The following is a 19,582-nucleotide window of genomic DNA, read 5'->3' as shown; positions in this document are numbered from 1 at the left end:
GTTGCCTGTTCATGCGTTTTAGGCTTTCTTCGCCGTCTTCTTTGCGTTAGACGCGACAATGGCGTACTCTTTCCGTTGTGGTCGCGAGAGAAGCTTGTTCGCCTCCGGATCATTGATGAACTGCTCCTTGTCCGGATTCCAGTACAGCTTCCGATTCAGTTTCATGGCAGCATGATGCAACAGGCAGGCTGAGCACGAGCGGTGGCCGATTTCGACCGGAGCAATAGGCTCCTTACGGCTCACGATGCTTTCCAGCCAGTTGCCGTGGTGCTCTTTACTGACGGGCAGATTTATTTCATTCGGTCCAATGACGGACGTGATGATCTTCGGATCGCTGGCGTCGAGGGCTTTAGCCGCATTTTGCTTGGCAATCGGGTCGCTGGCCGTGACCGAGGCGTCGCCCCGCGAAACAAAGATCCAGCCTTTGGTGCCTTCGAATTTGATGCCGTTCGGAATCTCATTGCTGACCACCATCTTCACCCCGTTTTTGTAGAGGGCCTCGGTTTGGAAAATGCCGTGCACATTCCATAAACCGCTTTTTGGGAAATCGGCTTTCCCCCAAATCTCCACAGGGCCAGTATGCTCCGTGTCCATAGCCCAATGAGCGCAATCGATATGGTGTGCGCCCCAGCCGGTAATCATACCCGCCCCAAACTGCTCGCAACGTAACCAGCCTGGTCGGTCGTAGCCAACCTGTGGGTGCACCCGCTTTTCGGTATAGTACACCTCGGGCGTGGTACCGAGCCACATGTCGTAATTCAGGTTTTTCGGAACGGGCATCTGTGGTTCTTCGTCGCCACCAGGGTCGCCGGGCAGGCCAACATACACCGTTTTCAGGTCGCCAATCCGACCGTTGCGCACCAGTTCGGCAGCGTACCTAAACTGCTTCGACGACCGCTGCTGACTACCCACCTGCACGATCCGTCCCGACCGTTTGACAGCGTCGGCCATCATACGTCCTTCGGCAATGGTAAGCGAGGCGGGCTTCTGCATATAAACATCCTTTCCTGCGCCAACAGCGTGAACCACAATCGGTGCGTGCCAGTGGTCGGGGGTACTGACGAGTACGGCGTCGATATCTTTATTCTGCAATAGCTCGCGGTAGTCAGTGTACACCCGAACGCCATCGTAGTCTTTTCCGGTCTTCTTGCTATAGAAGTCGTTCACCAACTTTTTGGCATCATTGGCCCGGTTGAGATCCAGGTCACAAACGGCCATGATGTTAGCATTGTCGTACTGCCAGACACCCGGCATATCATGCCCGCGCGAAATGCGCCCCGTACCAATTGCACCGATATTGATTCGGTTGCTGGGAGCGTTTTTGCCAAATACCGACGACGGTACGATAGTGGGGAAGCCAACCGCAACGGCCGTTGCTTTGGTCGATAGGTCAAGAAACGACCGACGGGAAAGAGATTTAGGTGTCATGATCGGTTTAGGAAACTAGTGACTGATTCGGTTGACAGGCTGTCCGGTTGGGGCAGTTAGGCGGCCGTTTGTCCGGAGAGGTTGATCGTTTTGAACTTAGGCACAAGCAGGTGCATCACCCCCCAGGCTGTCAGGTACGCAAACCCACAGATGATGAACATAATGTAGTAGCCGGTTTCAATATGGCCCAGGGCTTTGTAGTGATCGAAAAGACGACCAGCCAAACGGGCAATCAAAATACCGCCAACTGCGCCAGCCATACCACCAATGCCGGTGACTGAAGCCACTGCCCGGCGGGGAAACATATCAGATACCGTCGTGAAAATGTTGGCGCTCCAGGCTTGGTGAGCTGAAGCGGCAAAGCCAATGATGAACACCGCGAGCCAGATATTCATGCTGCCGAGCCACTGCGCAAAAACTACCGGCAACGCGCAAAGGGCGTAGATGAGCATGGCTGTTTTTCTGGCCCGGAAAATAGACATGCCTTTGCGGGTGAGGTTCAGGGGTAACCAGCCGCCAAACACACTGCCGACGCTGGCAATCGTGTATACGGAAGCCACCGGTACCGCCAGGTCGGTTCCCTGAAGGCCGTACTGGGCTTTCAAAAAGGCGGGTAACCAGAACAGGTAGAACCACCAGATCGGGTCGGTCAGGAGCTTGCCACAGAAAAAAGCCCAGGTCTGGCGGTAGGTTAGCAACTTGAACCAGGACACCTTCAGGGCACCGGAAGCGGTTGTTTCTTCGGTCCGTTCGTCTACATCGCTGTTGATGTAGGCCAGTTCACCCGCAGATACTTTCTTATGATCGGCCGGTTTTTTGTACATCGTCAGCCAGAGTACCAGCCAGATGAACCCCGTTAAACCGGTAAGGATGAATGCCCACTCCCAGCCGTAATTGGCGGTAATAAATGGAACCGTGAGGGGAGCGATAATCGCGCCTATGTTGGTACCCGAATTGAAAATGCCTGTTGCCAGTGCCCGTTCTTTTTTAGGAAACCACTCCGCTACGGTCTTGATCGCTGCCGGGAAATTACCGGCTTCGCTCAGGCCAAGGCCCGCGCGAGCCACGCCGAAGCCGAACGTTGTTTTGGCAAAGGCAGTAGCGATACCTACTACACTCCAGGCCGTGATCGACAGGGCGTAGCCAATCCGTGTGCCCACCTTGTCAATAATGCTGCCGATTCCCAGCATCCCCAGGGCGTAAGCGGCCTGAAAAACAACCACCAGGTTGGAGTAGTCTGTTTCTGTCCAGTTGAAGTCTTTTTCAAGCGTGGGCTTCAGCAGGCTAATGACCACCCGGTCGAGGTAATTGATGGTGGTGGCAAAGAAAAGCAATGCAGCAATTACCCATCGGTAATTGGTTTGGCCCTGGTTTGTTTCCAGCACAGGGGGGGTAGGTGAGGTGTTTAGCATGAGCGCGTAAGTAATGACTACTGAATGGTCCAGCCGAAATAATCTACTGTATTATGATAGGATATGTTGGCGGCCATCTGGCCCAGCCAGGGGAGGTCGTTTGGCAGGAGGCCACGCTGAATGTCTTGCCCGATGAGGTTGCAGAGAATTCGACGGAAGTAATCGTGGCGCGAGAACGACAGGAAGCTCCGAGAATCGGTTACCATGCCAATGAATCGGCTGATCAGTCCCATGTTCGACAGCGTGTTCAGCTGTTTTTCCATGCCGTCTTTCTGGTCGAGGAACCACCAGCCCGATCCCCACTGAATTTTGCCGGGCGTTGTCCCATCCTGGAAGTTGCCGATCATGGTGGCGAACGTTTCGTTGTCGGCTGGATTCAGGTTATACAGTACGGTCTTCGTTAGTTGACCATCACGGTCAAGCATGTTCAGAAATTGGGCCAGCCGCTGCGTCTGGCTCCAGTCGCCCATCGAGTCGCCACCAACGTTTACGCCCAGGCTGTTGAAGAGGCGGGTACTCACATTACGCAGTGCACCCAGGTGAAACTGCTGCACCCAGCCGCGTTTGGCGTACTCACGACATAGTTCGAGCAACACGTACCCCTGCAACAGATCGATCGTGTCGGAATCGGGCGCCGTCTGACCCGTGAGTAGTTGTTTGCAGGCAGTTTCCAGCGCGGAGGTACGTTCAGAAACGAGAGGCATACGCTCCAGTCCGTGATCTGACGCCAGGCAGCCTAAAGCATGAAAAGCGTCGATGCGGCTGGTCAGGGCGGCCAGCAGTGAGTCGAGGTCGGTAACGGCAATGCCCGACACGTCCGTTAGCCTGGCTACCTGCTGGCGCCATGCTTCGGTGTTGGCGGGCAGCAGCGTATCGGGCCGGAAAGTGGGAAACATCTTCAGCGCCTGACCTTCGGCTGCATACTGACTGTGGTACCGCAGGTCATCAGTCGGGTCGTCGGTCGTGCAAACTACCTGCACGTTATGGACATCCATAAGCGTGCGGGCTGTCAGTCGGGTGTGTAGCTGCTCGTTGCAGGCGTCATACACGTACCTGGCATTCTGACCGGTCAATAGGTCGTCGATCCCGAAGGGGTGCTTCAATTCCATCTGCGTCCAGTGCTGCAATGGGTTGCGCATGGTGTAGGGCACTGTTTTGGCCCAGGCCAGAAATTTGTCCCAGTCGTCGCGATTACCGGTGATCAACTCTTCGGGTACGCCGTTCGCCCGCATGGCCCGCCATTTGTAATGGTCGCCTTTCAGCCAGATCTCGGTCAGGTTAGCGTACCGCTTATTGTCCGCGATTTCATTGGGGGGCAAGTGATTATGGTAATCAACAATTGGTAGGTCGCGTACGTAATCGAAATAAAGCGCACGGGCGGGTTCACTTTCCAGCACAAAATTGTCCGATATGAACGGGTCGATGGTCGTAGGGGTAAGCGTCATGCTATTACTGGAGAAATAAGGTCAGTTAGTTGAAATGTCGAAGGTGGTCAATGGATTAGTGCCACCCTTCGGCGCGGGTGATACCCAATTCGAGTCCTCTTAACTCCGCCAATCCGCGGAGGCGGCCAATACACGAGTAGCCGGGGTTGGTGGTTTTATGCAGGTCGTCGAGCATCTGATGACCGTGGTCGGGTCGGAACGGGATCGGCTCCGCAACGCGCTGCTGAATGGCCAGTACTTCGCGCATCACGGCGTACATATCCACGTCGCCGTCGAGGTGGTCGGCTTCGTAGAAATTACCGTGCTCGTCTTTACGCACATTGCGCAGGTGTACGAAGTGAATTTTCTCGCCAATACGGCGTACCAGCGCAGGCAGATCATTGGCCGGATTAGCGCCCAGCGAACCCGTGCAGAAACAAACGCCGTTGCTCTTGTTGGGGACTTTGGTCAGCATGTAGTCGTAATCTTCGGCCCGCGACATGATGCGGGGTAACCCCAAAATCGGGAATGGCGGGTCGTCGGGGTGAATCGCCAGTTTAATGCCCAGTTCGTCGGCTAGCGGGGCCACGTCGGCCAGGAAATCGGTTAGGTTCGCCCGCAGTGCATCAGCGTCAATGTCGGCGTAGGTTGCCAGTCGGGCGCGCATTCCATCAATGGTCTGCTTGGCTTCACCTGGAATACCAAACATGATAATGTCGGCCAACTGTTCGCATTCCTGCGCGGTATACAGGCCGAATCGCCGTTCGGCCTCTGCCACTACGCCGGGCGCGTAATCATCGGCTGCGTTAGGACGTTTCAACAGGTGGATATCAAACACCGCCAGATCGAACCAATTGAAATATAGGGCTTTAGACCCGTCGGTCATAGGGTAGTTCAGGTTGGTCCGGGTCCAGTCATTGACCGGCATAAAATTATAGGTAACTACCTTGAGCCCACACTCGGACAGGTTACGCAGGCTTTGTTTGTAGTCATCGATATGCTGCTTATAGGTACCTGTGCGGGTTTTGATGCTTTCTGATACGGTCAGGCTCTCTACAACGGCCCAGTGCAGCGGGGTTTCGCCCTGGGGTGTGGCTGCTATTTCGGCCTGCCGGGCCCGGATAGCCTCTACCGGCCATACAGCCCCGTGGGGAATCTGGTGAAGGGCTGTAACAATGCCACTAGCGCCCGTTTGGCGTACATCTGCTAACGATACCGGGTCGTTGGGGCCAAACCAACGCCATGATTGACGTAAATTCATTCAGGTTGTATTTATAATGACTAGTTTGAGCAAAGAATTGACTCGTTATACAATGGGAAATAGGGGGGAATCATACTCAATCTGTTGAGGTGAATTGCCTAATTTCGTTATTCATTCCAGCTAATTCACGGTTCACTACTACTCGCTGGCCCTGGAGGTTGGTGTGTTTATGCTCCCTTTCTACAGGATCAGAGGCTGGTAAGCAACGAACTGTTTACCGACTACGTACCTGCTTTTGCAGTCAGGACGTATAGCTAGTTGTGTTGTTCACGGGTTAAATTGCGGCCCGCTCACCGCCATCAGTTGGTTGCTGCTGCGGGTAGACTTTCTTTTTAGAACCAAACGGCCGTGTATGAGACGAGGCGTTACCCTCAAAGACCTGGCAAAAGAACTGGGCCTGTCTGTGTCGGCTATTTCCAAAGCCCTTCGTGATGACCCTGGTATTGGGCCTGCTACTACCGCACGGATCAAGCAACTGGCTGAGGACTGGAACTATGTCCCAAATCAGGCGGCCATCCGGTTGAAACAAAGCCGTAATTTCAGGATCGGCGTCATTATTCCTGATTTGTTCGATCAGTTTTATGGGTTGGCACTCCAGGGAATTGAAGATACCGCTGCCAGTCACCAGTATGCCGTTGTATTTACCCAAACCCATGAAGATCCCGATCGAGAACGTGCCCTGATCGACACCATGGTTCGTAACCGGGTTGATGGGCTGCTTATCTCCATCACCACCAAAACCGACCGTATCGATTTTGTCGACCGGTTGGAAGCTATCGGTATTCCTGTTGTATTCTTTGTCCGTTCGCCTCATGTCGCCGTTACTCACAGTGTTGTTGCCGATTCATTTGACGGGTGCCGACAGGCTGTAACGTACCTGGTTGGCAAGGGTCACCGGCGCATTGCCCACCTGCGGGGACCAGCTTCGTCGACCATGAGTCAGGTACGTTATGAAGGATACCGGCAGGCTCTTCTCGATCATCAACTTCCGTTCGACCCCTGTCTGACTCAGTGGGCCGATACTACGTCTGGTCAACTCAACAAGGCCATGCATGAACTAATGCAACTGGCCGATCCGCCAACTGCCGTGCTGGCGTACAAAAATTACGTTACGCTGGAGGCAATTTCATTCCTTCAACGTGAATACCCGGACCGTCAGCAGCAACTGGACTTTGTTGGCTTCGGTAATTTGCCCTTGTTACAGCATATTGGTTATCGCCCGTTAGCCGCCATTGATGCCGATCCGTTTGTGCTGGGAACAGAGGCCTTCCGATTGTTGTACCAGCGCATGACTCAGTCTGAGCCTATTCCTGATCAACAGCTTAAAATTCCCTGTCAGCTAACGGTCTATTAGCGCAACGTACCCATCAATGCACGATCAACGTACCCGGAATCTCGATATGGGTCGAAGTGACCGGCGTATCGCTCATCAGCTGCATTAGTAACCGCATGGACTCTGCGCCCATCAAGCCGGGGTTTTCTTCAACGGAGGCAACCGGTTTGTGCGCCAGGTGTTTCAGCAACGGGAGGTTACTGAAACCCACAAACTCCACGGTATTGAGGCGTTCCGGGTAAATGCGTTTCAGGTAGGCAATAGCATCCAAGGCCATATACGTCTTAAACGTCAGAATGCCCGTTGGATGCTCCGGAAGAGCCATCAGCGCTTCAATGGCCTGCTCAGTGTCAGTGGGAGTGAGCCCTGCCGGCTGATAAACCAATCCGTCGTTAGCTCGGTGCTGTTCGATCAATGCGCGTTCAAAACCGATGCGCCTCTGCTGGCTGGCGGCAACACACGGCGGCCCGTTCAGATACGCCAGCCGTTGATGGCCGCGCTCCATTAAAAAAGTCGTCGCGTTACAGGCTGCATCGTCGTTCAAGAGGGTAACCTGAGCACATGCTGGGTCGTTGGGGCTGCGCGACATGAACACCACCGGAATGCCGGCTTTTTCCAGTCGTCGGTAGGGGGTGAGATCTGTCGTGGTAGGCGTGATCGTTGAAATCAGCCCATCGACACCGTCGAGGCGCATCTGGTCGAGAATGGCATTGGCCCGGCGTTCATCATCGAGCGTTTGGCTCATCAGCACGGTGTATTGCCTGGCGCTGGCTACCTCATCGACCCCATTGATGGCCTGCACAAAGAACTGATCCAGCACATTCGGAACAATCAAGCCGATGGTCAGGCTGCGTTGCTGCTGAAAATTACGGGCTACCTCGTTTGGAACATAGTGGCGGTCGCGGGCCAGGCGTTCAACCCGTTCACGGGTGTAATGGCCAATGGTCGAGTCATTGTTCAGGGCCTTTGATACCGTGGAGACCGAAACGCCCAACTCCTTCGATAACTCTTTCAGGGTGACAAGCTTTTTCATAGTCAGGCGGCAAGGTGGATTAAAAAATGGTCAGGCATTGGCACGAATTGACAACGCCTGACCATTCCAATATAGCGGTAATGAACTAGCTAGGCTTTAATACCCTGGATTTTGCTTAAAACCCGGGGTACCATCGGCGGCTTTCTCTGTGCGGTCAATTTGAGTCTGCGGAATTGGGCGCAGGTTATGAATCTCCTTCACGTTGGCGGCGGCCTGTGGGTTGTATTTCTGCACCCGCTCAACCAGCTTACCCCAGCGCTTCAGATCCAGCCAGCGAATTTGCTCACCCATCAGTTCACGGCCCCGCTCTTCGTAAACCATGTCCATGTTCATCTGGGCAGGTGTAATCGTCATCGCCGCTTCTTTACCCGGCCATGCCGCCCGGCGACGAACCATGTTAATAGCGGCGGCTGCCTCGGTGGTTTTACCCTGCAGCAGTTGCGCCTCGGCCAGAATCAGGTACGTTTCGGCCAGTCGGAACACCAGGAAGTCACGGCTGCCAGGCTCGTAGGTACGGTCGGGACGCAGGGGATCAAAGAACTTTTGCAGTGTTGGGAAGAGCGCCTCATCGTAGCGGCTCGGCACCAGCACCTGGTATTTCTTTTTGGCGCGTTCGGCAAGCGGCATTTCGTAGCCCGGAATGAAGATCGTTGTATCACCGGCCTTAAATGTCAGCGTCGGTTTCGACGGATCGAACGACGAGTTGAACGTACCCGGGTTGTTGCAGAGCCAGGTGTCCTTAAACGTCTTCTTGTAGCGCGAATCGTTATCGCGGTTCTGGAAAACGGTTTCCATAGCATACGTTGTAGGACGCAACCGCTTGAAGGGGCGACCGTTAGCGATGTCGCGCACCATACCAGGCTGTACGTCATACTGCATCCCAAAGAACAGGTGCAGGTTGTTACCGCCCGTGTTGCCGCCCGAGCTGGCCACTGGTGCAGAGCCGGCGTTGGTTAGTGGGTCAGACGTATACTGTACGGCAAAAATCACTTCGTCGTTGATCTCACCCGCGCCCTGGGCAAACACACTTGCAAAATCAGGCAGAAGTTTGAAACCGTAATTGTTGATTACATTCTGCGCCAGCGTAGCTGCTTTTGCGTAATCGTCGGCTGCTTTCGAGGACGATGTAGCCCGGGTCAGGTACACGCGAGCCAGCAGGTGCTCGGCGGCAGCTTTGGTTGCACGGCCATAGTCGGCGGCCCGGATTTTGGGGTCCAGATCAGGAATGGCTGCATCCAGGTCAGCAATGATAGCTTTGTAGATGTCAGCCTCCGACGCCCGGGACGTCTTTTTGGTTGGCGCCAGCGTTTCCGTCAGGCGAAGGTCTACACCGCCCCACTGCTGTAGCAAGAGGTAGTAGTAGTGCGCCCGTAAGAACTTGGCCTCGGCCACGCGCTGCTTTTTCAGGGCATCGGTGATACCGGTAGCTGCTGGTGCCCGTTCGATTACCGCATTGCAGGTATTGATACCCCGGTAGAGTTCGTCCCAGACATTGGCCAGAAAGTCGACAAAGCTATTGAGTTGGGTGTCGTAGAAGTGAAACCCCTTGTAGCCGCCGTCGGCACCGGTTGCATACAGGTCGGTGCCATATTCGCTCATCGTGAGGCCCTGCTGTGTGCCGTAATAGGCCCGCAGGGGTACGTATGACGCTCTTACGGCATCTTCAAACCCTTTGGGTGTGGTGATGTAATCATTGCCAATGGCCGAGATTACTTTCTCTTCCAGTACATCCTTACAACCCTGACTGCTAAGCAGCAGGCTTGCAACGCCCAGTACGCGGAAGGTTTTTATGACGATGTTCGATTTCATTGATCGGTACATGATGAAAGATGACAAATTCGCTTGGCTGATTGTCAAGGTCTTTGGTTAAAATTTCACGTTTAAGCCAAACGTGGTGATGCGGGTAGCGGGCGTGATGCCATTGTCAACGGTTCCGTTCGTCGTCTCAGGGTCAACACCATTGTACTTCGACCGGTAGGTTGAGAAGATGAATGGCTGCTGGATGCTGGTGAACAACCGCAACGACTGGATGCGCAGCTTCGAGGTGATGCTCGATGGGAATGTGTACCCGAAGTTGATGTTCCGAACTTTCACGAATGAACCGTCGAAGTAAATGATCGCCGTGTTGTAGACCGGGAATTCCTGGCTCGAGTTCGGGCGGGGGAATTCGTTGGTTGGGTTCAGGGGCGTCCAGTAATCAACCTTGATCTGCTGGTAGCGACCAGCCAGGGCATTGTTGTTCTGGTGGAAACCGCTCAGGATTGTTTGACCGATCCGGGCGTAGATAAAGAACGACAGGTCAAATCCTTTGTAGTTGAATCGGTTGGTGATACCGCCACTCCAGGTCGGAATGTCCGAGCCAATGAACGTACGGTCTTCTGACGTGATCTTACCATCGCCGTTGGTATCCTGCACCTTAATCTGGCCAACGGCACTCTGGTACGACTTAGCCGCATCGGCCTCGTTTGTCTGCCAGATACCCGCTTTCCGGTAATCGAAGTAGGCAGTCAGTGGCTTACCAATGAACCACTTGTTACCCAGATCATCTATTGCACCGTTATAGAGCGAGATAATCGCTTCTGAGTTCTTCGTGAACGCGAAGTCCGTGCTCCACTTGAAACCACTTGGCGAATTTACGTTGACCGTCGATACGCTCAGCTCGATACCCCGGTTCCGGGTCTCGCCTACGTTGCGGGTTACCGAGTTGAAGCCAATCGAGGTAGGCAACTGATCAGACAGCAGCAGGTCGGTGGTGTTGGTTTGGTACAGTTCGAGCGAACCAGACACCCGGCCACGCCACAGGCTGAAATCCAAACCGATGTTCGATGAGGTCGAGGTTTCCCACTTCAGGTCGGGGTTGCCAATCGTGCTTGGGCGGTAACCGTAGGCTGGGTTGTTACCCCAGGCGTAGGCTGTGCGGCTCATGAGGCCCTGCGTCTGGTAGGGAGCCACACCCTGGTTACCTACCGCCGCGCGGCTCAAACGAAGCTTTAACTGATCGAGCCAGGTGGTGCCTTTCAGGAAAGGCTCGTTGCTGATATTCCAGGCCAGAGCAATACCAGGGAAGGTACCGTACTTGGTGTTTTCCCCAAACCGGCTCGAACCATCGCGGCGGGCGGTCAGCGTAACTAAGTATTTGTCGTTATAATCGTAGTTGACACGGGCCATGTACGAGTTGATCGTCCACTGAATCAGGTTACTGCCTACACCCAGTACCGAACTGGCCGTGCCCACGTTGAAGAACTGCTGCGACTCGGCCGGAACGCCCTGAACTGAGATGTTGCTTTGCTCAAAATTGTCGCGCTGAATTGACTGAAGCGCCGTTACGTTCAGGTTGTGCTTGCCATTGAACGTTTTGGTGTACGTCAGAATGTTCTCCAGCGTCCAGTTAAAGCCAAACTGGCTGGCTGTCTGTGCTGTAGGATCTCCGCCTTTGCGGTCGTTGGTCAGGGAACCCACAAACCGGCCATCGCGGCGTACCGTGAAGTCAGGACCGAAGTTGACCCGGTATTTCAACCCATCGAGAATATTGGCCTCTGCGTAGATGCTGTTGAAGATCCGATATTTTTTCTGTTGATCGACCCACGCGCCCGGAATGATCTCGAAAAGCGGGTTGGTCAGCAGGGCGTCATTCGTCGGTGCAAAAATCAGGTTACCGTTATCGTCGTACGGGCGACCCAGCGGGTTCTGCTGCAGGGTAAACTGGTACGGGTTGCGGTTGGCACCATTCCGCTCGCTGTACATGAAGTACGACGACAGACCCACCTTGAAGGTTTTATTGATCGTGTGATCAATGTTGGCGCGAAGTGAGTAACGCGTGTAATCCAACCCTTCGGTGATGCCCTTATCCTGGAAATAACCGGCGGAGATATAGAACTGTGTTTTGTCATTGCCACCCTGCACGCCCAATGAATGGTTCTGCTGGAAGCCCTGACGGAGAAGCAGCGATTGGTAGTCGGTGCTGCGGCCGGCAGCAATGCCCGCCGCTACGGCAGGGTCACCACCCAGTACGGCTACTTTCGAGTCAGCGAAGGCATCGGCCACGCCCGTTGGTACCGGGTTACCGTTTGCGTCTTTGTAGTTACCGGTTGTTCGGTAGGCTTCCCGCACAAATTCAGCAAATTCAGGACCACTAAACAGCTTGATCTTGTCGAGGGGATCGGTCAGACCAACGTAGTTGTCGTAGCTGAGTGTCGTTTTGTTATTACCCTGTCCGCGCTTCGTGCTGATGAGTACCACACCGTTGGCACCCCGTGCCCCATAAATGGCAGTAGCTGTAGCATCTTTCAGGATTTCCATCGAGGCCACATCGTTGGGGTTCAAATCTTCGTACCCTGCCGAAAGCGGAATACCGTCCACGACATAAAGCGGATCATTACCGGCATTGAATGACCGGCGACCACGTACCCGGATCGTCGGTACAGTCCCCGGTTTACTACCTGACTGCGCCACATCGACCCCGGCCACACGACCCTGAAGGGCCTGGCCCAGGTTAGTAATAGGCATTTCGGTGATTTGCTTGGCCGATACTGACGAAATAGCACCCGTTAACTGGCTCTTTTTCTGGGTACCGTAACCAACCACCACCACTTCGTTCAGCGAACGCTCGTCGTTCGCCAGGGTTACGTTGATCGTTGAGCGGTTGCCAACAACCATCTCCTTCGAGGTGAAGCCAACGGATGAGAAGACAAGAACAGCCTGATCATTCGGTACACTGATGCGGTACATACCTTCAGCATCGGTAGTGGTACCACGTGTGCTTCCTTTAACGGTTACCGTTACACCAGGCAGCGAAATCTGCTCGTCATTGACACGACCAGTTACAACGCGCTCCTGTGCAAAAGCGGGGGCAACGCACAAGCAACATAACCAGAGGCAGGCCCAGGCCAGTAGCCGCCGGGAAACCGGCGTTTGAGAATAGTAAGAGATCATAGATTGGAAGGGTAATACTTTAGCATAGGGGTTTGACTAACATGAACTTGTAGGGTACTTTATTGACTATTTCATGCTAAAATTTACCTTTTCCTCTAATCTACTTATGGTCGGTTAGGGTTTTCCCTATAATTTTTTGACTTTATTAGTGAGCTGGCTACTACACCGTTTTCGTAATTTTTGCAGCTACTACTTACAGCATAGAACGGATACAACGGTTACTTATGTTTACCGATGATTTGACTGTGGATATACTAAGTAAAAATACGGTAATTAGTGCGCGTTGAGTGGCACCGCCTGTAATTGAGCAGGTAGGGGCATTAGAGCACCAACAAGTCCCGTTTTAGTCGAGGCTAGGATTGGCCAAATGCCTGCGATTATGAGGAGATGTAAGTTAAAAACGGGATGGAGCAGCAAGCGCATCAACCCAGGAACTCCGTCGGGGCTAAACTACCTATGCTGGCAGTTGTCCGACGGGGTAGTGCTGGGTGCTGTTCTCCATTATTCAGGTACGTTGCTTATTGACGTCTTACCAGCCCAGAAAATTCATCCGATCAAGGACGCCCTTGGGAATCCGTTTGATAGAGCCTTGATTTATCGGTACTCCACCTCGCGCGACCCCAAATTTGATCACCGCTCTACGGGAAACATCATACTGATTTACCTTTAATTGCAGGTAGGCCCTCAACTGAGTGGCACCATCGAGAAGACCTCGCTTAAACTCAGTCACCTGTTCGTCAAAGAGTGTTTTGATTTGTTCAAGATCAACCGAAATGATGCTGTTGTCCGTCAACCGAACCGAAACACTATTCGTACCGGACCGCTTCAACCCGTTCGAAAGCTCAAGACCTACGGAGGCGGTGGCCTTTACCGCAAATTCATGCCGGCTAAACAGGTCAGTGAGAATCGTTAACGCCTGAAAACCGCCGCCCTGTACCAGGTTGGATTCCATATTACCGCCATTCGTGCCGCTGGGGTCCCAGGTATCCATACCAATGACGCTGTTGTTGACAAACATGATGTTGCCTTTATTTACCCAGTCTCCGTTGCTATTGAATCGGTCATTGTTGCCGTTGAATATATCGACCGCTACCACCTTGCCCAATTCATACCAGATGTGGGGCTGCATCAGTTTAATAATGACTGCTTTGATTCGCTTTGCTTCGGGCGTTGCCGACGTAGTTGGCCAGATCTCTGTATCTGAGAGGCCAGCCACGTTTGGCATTTTAACCCAATTGTACTGTCCCCCCAGGTGGTAAGCCTCATCTGAGTTGGCGGCAAAAGTGGCATTGCCTGCCCGCAAAAACTCGGTGATCTCGGTCGGGGTCATCAGCTTCACGTTAACCTGATGGTTGTTAACGTTCTTCATCAGCTTGCTTGTCCAGGTCATCGAAACCAGGGCGTCATTGTTATTGACGTTGAGCATGTTCTCGCCTTTTATGACCAGACTAGGTTGTGCCTGTCCGTTCAGCGTCACAAAGTAGATCGGCTTGACGCGCAAGCCCGTAATTGTGGTGATTGAATTAGCGGTGATAAGGGGAACTGAGCCTGCCATCGGATTGACTATTTAATGAAGAACATCTCGTTGCCAGCGGATCATACCAGATACTAGCCTTGATGATATGCAGACTAACTCACTGGTGTGTAACAGCTTGGCTGTCATCAATTGAATGTACTCACTTACAGAAAACAGACAAAATCAGTACTCATATATCAACTGTTCGGTAATTTAAAGTTTACTAAAATTTAGATAGCGTGTATTTATGATTGACAAGTAACTACCGAGGCAGACGCCAATTAGGAATAGGAAGTACCTGATGTAGCTAAAACCGTACTGGTAACGTACTTACGAAAGCCACAGATGCGGCTACTTTTTGTCGTCGTTTGCAATTTTTTTCCTCTCGCGATTAGGGGCGGCGCTCATCTTGCCAAACCGCCAGTTTACCGTTAACCGGATATTTCGGATAACGGTGTAGTTCGTACCCGCCGAGGTGAATGTTGCCGTACGTAGCTGGTTCTCAACGATGTTGTAGAGGCGGAAGGGATTCTCGAAGGTGGCTGTAATGGTGATGTTTTGCGGCTTGATTTCTTTACGGCCCGATAAGCTATAGTAATAGTAGCCCGATGACTGTCCCTGTAACTGAATACGACGGGAAGTGTATGAGCCATTGGCCTGAATACTGGTATTTCCGGGCAGTTGGATAGAGGTGTTCAAGTTGAACTGGTAGCTCCAGTTTCGATTACTCGTTTGCAGCGCCGGACTGTTCAGGATGTTGTAGTTGAGCGCAACAGAACCACTGACATTCCAGCCTTTGGCGGGCTTAGCCGATCCGAACAGATTGGTACCATAGGTGGCGTTGCTGGCAATGTTCCGGTATGTGCTGTTCGAGATACCTGTCGAATCAACCGTAGTCACCCGTTCAATGGCGTTGTTCGTTTGCCGGCTGAACACCATGAAATTGATCGTGGTGCCGCCTTTCAGAAAGTTGCTGTATGACGCTTCAACCGAGTGCGCCAGTTCAGGCTCCAGATAGGGGTTGCCCGACTGAATATTCTTTGGATCGGCCGAATTGACGTAGGGGTTCAGGAAGTTGATGGAGGGCCGCTGTATGCGTTGGCTGTAGTTTAAACGTACCCGCGCGTCTTTGCCAAATCGTTTCGACACGCTTACGTTTGGCAGAAAGTTGTTGTACTGGTCACTAAACTGCGTCTTCGTCGACTTAAAATCAGCGTCGATCATGGTTCGTTCGTAACGACCACCCAGGTTGAACCCCCACCGGTTGGCTGTTCGCATGCGGAATGACGCATAGGTCGACCAGACGCCCTGCTGGTAAGAAAAGACATTGGCCCGGCGCGCGTCTTCCCGAAAATTCAGTGATCCGTCCGGGGCATTTTCGAGTCGGAAATCGCTGCCCACATCGCGGCGGATGTATTTGCTGCCTACTTCGAGCAGTCGTTGTTTCTTGAGTGAAAACGGGTGCGCATAGTCGGTTTGAATCGTCAACTCGTTTTGCTGGTTCTCGTTCCGGTTTTGTTCCCGGTAATTGATCACCCCATTCTCTGGAAGTGCAAACTGATTCAGCGAGTAGCCGCTCTGCCCGTCGTTCTGGTTATACTGCGCCAGAAACGTGTATTCCTGATCTGAACTGCGCTTGAATCGCTTCGTATAATTGAAGTTCATATCCATGTTGCTGTTCGTGTTCTTACTCTCCGTGTAGCGGCGAAAAGCTTTTACCGTGTCGACACTCTGGCGGGTATCACGGGTAGAGAACGTCGTCCGGTTATCACCTCCAAAGTTGGCATCTACACCAACCCGGTTGAGCGAATCGAGATCATAATCAAGGCTGAACGAGCTGAACAGCGACCGACCGTCGTTGCGATAGGCGCTGCTCTGGGCAATGACACTAAACAACTGCCCGTTGCGGAGGTTCTGTCGCACGTTCTCTGAACTACCATACGAGTTCGTCCAGTTTTCGCCGCCAAACGCCGTGATGCTGAGCTTGTCGCGCTTCATGGTAAAGTTGCCCCCAAGGTTATTGCGCCGGTTGCCCAGTGTTCCGGTTAAGCCGCCCGTCAGGCCCTGTAGCTTGCTTTTGGTGATGATGTTGATCACACCGGCGGTGCCTTCCGAATCATACTTGGCCGAAGGAGCCGTAATCACTTCAACTGATTTGATAAGTTCCCCAGGAATCATTTGCAGGGCCTCACTCACGCTGCGGGCCATGATACTTGACGGCTTTCCGTTGATAAGCACTTTGATGCTGCTACTGCCTTTCAGCTGCACCGTGCCGTCGGGGTCGATGGTCAGCAGAGGCACTTTTTTAAGCACGTCCATAGCCGTGCCGCCCGAGTTGGTCAGGTCTTTCTCGGCATTGTACACCAGGCGGTCATCTTTGTCCTCAATAAGTGCCTTTTCGCTGGTCACCACTACCTCATTCAGCGTCCGGCTATCGGTGCGCATCGAGATGGACCCCAGTAAAATGACCGGGCTGCCAGCGCCAACGCTGACATGCTCAATCACTTTGTTTTCGTAGCCCATAAAGCTGGCCACGACCCGATACGTACCTGGTGCAATGTTACTGATAGTGAACTGCCCCTGCTCGTCGGAGGTAGTCCCGCCAATGGGCTTGTTGGTCAGCGGATTGTAAAGGGCTATTGTCGCAAATTCCACTGGTTTGTTCAGCCCGCCATCAGTTAGGCTGCCACTGATACGCCCACCACCGGTCAGGCTGGGCCGAATTACCGGGGCGGGTGCAGGCGCAACAGAGTCAATGCGTACGGGCCGGATCGAATCGGCTGCTGGCGCCGTCTTTAGCGTGTCAGGGGTCTGGGCCATCGCGTAGGCCGAAGTGAGTGCAAGCAGGAAGGGTAAAAAGTGTTTCATCCGTTGGTTGGAAAGCGCATAAAAGTACCACTGGCAAACACCAAAAGTTTCCTATACCTATCCCTACTCAGAAGCCGGCCAATTCCTATCTGGTGACCAGCGCAACGTACCTGCCCGGATGGGTACGTTACAGTAGCCGACGTAAACCTGGGGCTTTTGTAAAAAATACGCCAGCTTCCTGGCCTTGTGGCTGTACGCCGAACTCACGATGAAACTATGCTTTTTCCTGTGCTGGATTACCGCCCTGACCGCCTCGGCGCAGGTGCCCGTAGATCTGTCTAAGTACGTTAAAAACAGTCCGACAACGATTGGCCGCCAGGGCAACGAACTGGTTGTGAGCTGGCCCGCGGCGGGTAACGAAACCGGACGGTTGATCATTAATCTGGCTGCTGACAAACCACTGTTCAGCCATATCCAACTCGGAAAAGGCGGGCGGTTCACGGAACTGGCTACCAATCTGAATCCGGCGTTTGTGCTGACGGTCGGCAAACGGGACCTGATCTCGCAGAATGGTTGGAACATCTTCTTCGACAAAACCAACAAACTACCCTCCAAAGCCTACGCCGTAGCCCTGACCAAACGGCAGGCCAGTGTGACCACCGTTGGTACCCGAACCGTGTTGCGGGTAGGCGATGCGCAGGCAGCCTCCTTCAGCGGGGCCGTTGAAATTACCGTGTATCAGGGCAGCCCGTTGGTGAATATCGCCGCTGTGATGGCTACGCAGGTCGACTCAACGGCTATTGTATATGATGCGGGGCTGGTGGGAAAGCAACCGGGCTGGACCACGCTTTCGTGGGCAGACACCGACAATAAGCTCCAGCAGATACCCGCCGACCTGACGCAGCCAAACAAGGCGCAGGCCGTGAAGTACCGGACCCTCATAGGCAGCCATGCCAACGGGAGTCTGGCTGTTTTTCCGGCGCCTCACCAATATTTTTACCCACTCGACGAAGCTTTTAACCTGGATTTTACCTGGTTCGGTACGAATTACCGGAGCCTGGTACCTGAGTTTGGCATCGGTATCCGGCAGGATCTGATGGGTGACAAACGTTGGGTGCCCTGGGTCAATGCGCCCCCCGGAACGCAGCAACGGCTCAATTTCTTCTGTCTGCTGAGCACCAGTCAGCCTGCCGTTGCGCTCAACGAGGTAAAGCGATTCACCCATAATGATAAATACCCGGTGGTGGCTGGCCATAAAACCATGTCGAGCCATTTTCACAATGAGTTCGTGATGAAGGTGATTCGGGCGGGGAAGCCGGTGCCCGATACGCCGAACTTCCTGAGTGTATTCAAAAACGCCGGTGTCGACATTGTGCACCTGGCGGAGTTTCACTACACGGCGCATCCCAAAGGACCCGACAGCCTGCGGCTGGCGGAGTTGAACGACCTGCATGCCATGTGTGAACGCTGGTCTGACCCGAGTTTTCTGCTCTTGCCCGGCGAAGAACCCAACGAGTTTCTGGGTGGCCACTGGCTGAGTTTCTTCCCAAAGCCGGTAAACTGGATCATGGCCCGTAAGCCCGGTGCCCCCTTCGTCACCAACGACCCAACTTACGGAACGGTGTACCGGATAGGCGACAAGGCCGATATGCTGAAGCTACTCGAAGCCGAACGTGGACTGGCCTGGACGGCTCATGCCCGCACAAAAGGTTCGACTGGCTTCCCCGACAAGTACAAAGACGAGGCGTTTTACAAGTCGGACCGATTTTTCGGCGCGGCCTGGAAGAATATCCCTGCCGATCTGTCGGAACCCCGACTGAGCCGTCGTGTGCTGGATCTGATGGACGATATGGCCAACTGGGGCTACAAAAAGCACGTCATTGCCGAGGCCGATATCTTCACGATGGAACCGGAAAATGAAACCTACGCGCACCTGAACGTCAATTACCTACAGCTTGATAAGCTCCCCGATTACAAGCAAGGCTGGCAACCTGTACTGGACGCCATGCAGCGGGGGAAATTCTTTGTCACTACCGGCGAAATCATGCTGCCTGCTTTCAGCATTAACGGGAAAGGCGCGGGCGAAACCCTGAACGTACCTGCTGACGGGAAAGCCACCGTGTTGCTGAATGTAGACTGGACGTTCCCGCTCACGTTTGCCGAGATCATCTCCGGCGATGGCAAGCAAGTATATCGGGAGCGCATTGACCTGACCAGCACCCTGCCGTTTGGGAAGCAGCAGTTCCGGTTTACCACCAACCTGAAAAACAAAACCTGGGTACGTCTCGAAGTGTGGGATGCGGCCGTAAATGGGGCCTTTACGCAGCAGATTTGGTTGCAGCCGTAGGAGAGAAGATTAGTCTACGACCAATCTGTTAAGCCGCATTCTGACACGCAATCCGATCTGCCGAAAAGAGGCCAACAAGCAAGTATCA

General features: G+C 53.5%; 11 protein-coding genes. 2 read left to right on the top strand and 9 right to left on the bottom strand.

The window, feature by feature from the left end; all coding sequences use genetic code 11:
* Window positions 1-18 precede the first annotated feature (18 nt).
* From F7231_RS23945 to uxuA, 4 genes are read right to left on the bottom strand one after another with little or no spacing between them, the layout of a single operon-like run.
* Entirely contained in the window at window positions 19-1,428 is a 1,410-nt protein-coding gene (locus tag F7231_RS23945; RefSeq protein ID WP_166693833.1) for a Gfo/Idh/MocA family protein, read from the bottom strand.
* A 56-nt stretch (window positions 1,429-1,484) separates the two neighbouring features.
* Window positions 1,485-2,840, bottom strand: coding sequence for an MFS transporter (locus F7231_RS23940; RefSeq protein WP_085413246.1), 1,356 nt, complete (start codon window positions 2,838-2,840; stop codon window positions 1,485-1,487).
* 17 nt (window positions 2,841-2,857) lie between these two features.
* Window positions 2,858-4,285, bottom strand: coding sequence for a glucuronate isomerase (gene uxaC, locus F7231_RS23935; RefSeq protein WP_166693832.1), 1,428 nt, complete (start codon window positions 4,283-4,285; stop codon window positions 2,858-2,860).
* A gap of 55 nt (window positions 4,286-4,340) precedes the next feature.
* Window positions 4,341-5,525, bottom strand: a complete 1,185-nt coding sequence (gene uxuA / locus F7231_RS23930) for a mannonate dehydratase (RefSeq protein WP_166693831.1) — start codon at window positions 5,523-5,525, stop codon at window positions 4,341-4,343.
* Window positions 5,526-5,877: 352 nt separating this feature from the next.
* Here uxuA and F7231_RS23925 point away from each other — a divergent pair, with 352 nt between their 5' ends.
* A complete protein-coding gene (locus F7231_RS23925; protein ID WP_085413249.1) occupies window positions 5,878-6,879 on the top strand; it encodes a LacI family DNA-binding transcriptional regulator in 1,002 nt (333 codons plus the stop codon).
* Between the two features lie 13 nt (window positions 6,880-6,892).
* Here F7231_RS23925 and F7231_RS23920 read toward each other — a convergent pair whose 3' ends face one another.
* From F7231_RS23920 to F7231_RS23900, 5 genes are all read right to left on the bottom strand, one after another.
* Window positions 6,893-7,891 (bottom strand): LacI family DNA-binding transcriptional regulator, encoded by a 999-nt coding sequence (locus tag F7231_RS23920; protein WP_166693830.1) that lies wholly within the window; start codon window positions 7,889-7,891, stop codon window positions 6,893-6,895.
* A gap of 96 nt (window positions 7,892-7,987) precedes the next feature.
* On the bottom strand, window positions 7,988-9,700 hold the full coding sequence (locus F7231_RS23915) for a RagB/SusD family nutrient uptake outer membrane protein (RefSeq protein WP_166693829.1): 1,713 nt from the start codon (window positions 9,698-9,700) through the stop codon (window positions 7,988-7,990).
* 57 nt (window positions 9,701-9,757) lie between these two features.
* Window positions 9,758-12,823, bottom strand: a complete 3,066-nt coding sequence (locus F7231_RS23910) for a SusC/RagA family TonB-linked outer membrane protein (protein ID WP_166693828.1) — start codon at window positions 12,821-12,823, stop codon at window positions 9,758-9,760.
* A gap of 529 nt (window positions 12,824-13,352) precedes the next feature.
* Entirely contained in the window at window positions 13,353-14,378 is a 1,026-nt protein-coding gene (locus F7231_RS23905; RefSeq protein ID WP_166693827.1) for a hypothetical protein, read from the bottom strand.
* 312 nt (window positions 14,379-14,690) lie between these two features.
* On the bottom strand, window positions 14,691-17,207 hold the full coding sequence (locus F7231_RS23900; protein ID WP_166693826.1) for a TonB-dependent receptor: 2,517 nt from the start codon (window positions 17,205-17,207) through the stop codon (window positions 14,691-14,693).
* A gap of 208 nt (window positions 17,208-17,415) precedes the next feature.
* Between F7231_RS23900 and F7231_RS23895 the strand changes: the two genes are divergently transcribed.
* Window positions 17,416-19,494, top strand: coding sequence for a CehA/McbA family metallohydrolase domain-containing protein (locus tag F7231_RS23895; protein ID WP_166693825.1), 2,079 nt, complete (start codon window positions 17,416-17,418; stop codon window positions 19,492-19,494).
* The last annotated feature ends 88 nt before the right edge of the window (window positions 19,495-19,582 follow it).

It is taken from the genome of Fibrivirga algicola, from assembly GCF_011742925.1.
Taxonomy (GTDB): domain Bacteria; phylum Bacteroidota; class Bacteroidia; order Cytophagales; family Spirosomataceae; genus Fibrella; species Fibrella algicola.
Note: the sequence above shows the minus strand (reverse complement) of the source record. Positions and strands in the feature narration are given on the sequence as shown.

Coding starts and splice junctions, on each gene's coding strand:
- F7231_RS23945 (WP_166693833.1), bottom strand. CDS start 1,428: ATGACACCTAAATCTCTTTCCCGTCGGTCGTTTCTTGACCTATCGACC.
- F7231_RS23940 (WP_085413246.1), bottom strand. CDS start 2,840: ATGCTAAACACCTCACCTACCCCCCCTGTGCTGGAAACAAACCAGGGC.
- uxaC (WP_166693832.1), bottom strand. CDS start 4,285: ATGACGCTTACCCCTACGACCATCGACCCGTTCATATCGGACAATTTT.
- uxuA (WP_166693831.1), bottom strand. CDS start 5,525: ATGAATTTACGTCAATCATGGCGTTGGTTTGGCCCCAACGACCCGGTA.
- F7231_RS23925 (WP_085413249.1), top strand. CDS start 5,878: ATGAGACGAGGCGTTACCCTCAAAGACCTGGCAAAAGAACTGGGCCTG.
- F7231_RS23920 (WP_166693830.1), bottom strand. CDS start 7,891: ATGAAAAAGCTTGTCACCCTGAAAGAGTTATCGAAGGAGTTGGGCGTT.
- F7231_RS23915 (WP_166693829.1), bottom strand. CDS start 9,700: ATGAAATCGAACATCGTCATAAAAACCTTCCGCGTACTGGGCGTTGCA.
- F7231_RS23910 (WP_166693828.1), bottom strand. CDS start 12,823: ATGATCTCTTACTATTCTCAAACGCCGGTTTCCCGGCGGCTACTGGCC.
- F7231_RS23905 (WP_166693827.1), bottom strand. CDS start 14,378: ATGGCAGGCTCAGTTCCCCTTATCACCGCTAATTCAATCACCACAATT.
- F7231_RS23900 (WP_166693826.1), bottom strand. CDS start 17,207: ATGAAACACTTTTTACCCTTCCTGCTTGCACTCACTTCGGCCTACGCG.
- F7231_RS23895 (WP_166693825.1), top strand. CDS start 17,416: ATGAAACTATGCTTTTTCCTGTGCTGGATTACCGCCCTGACCGCCTCG.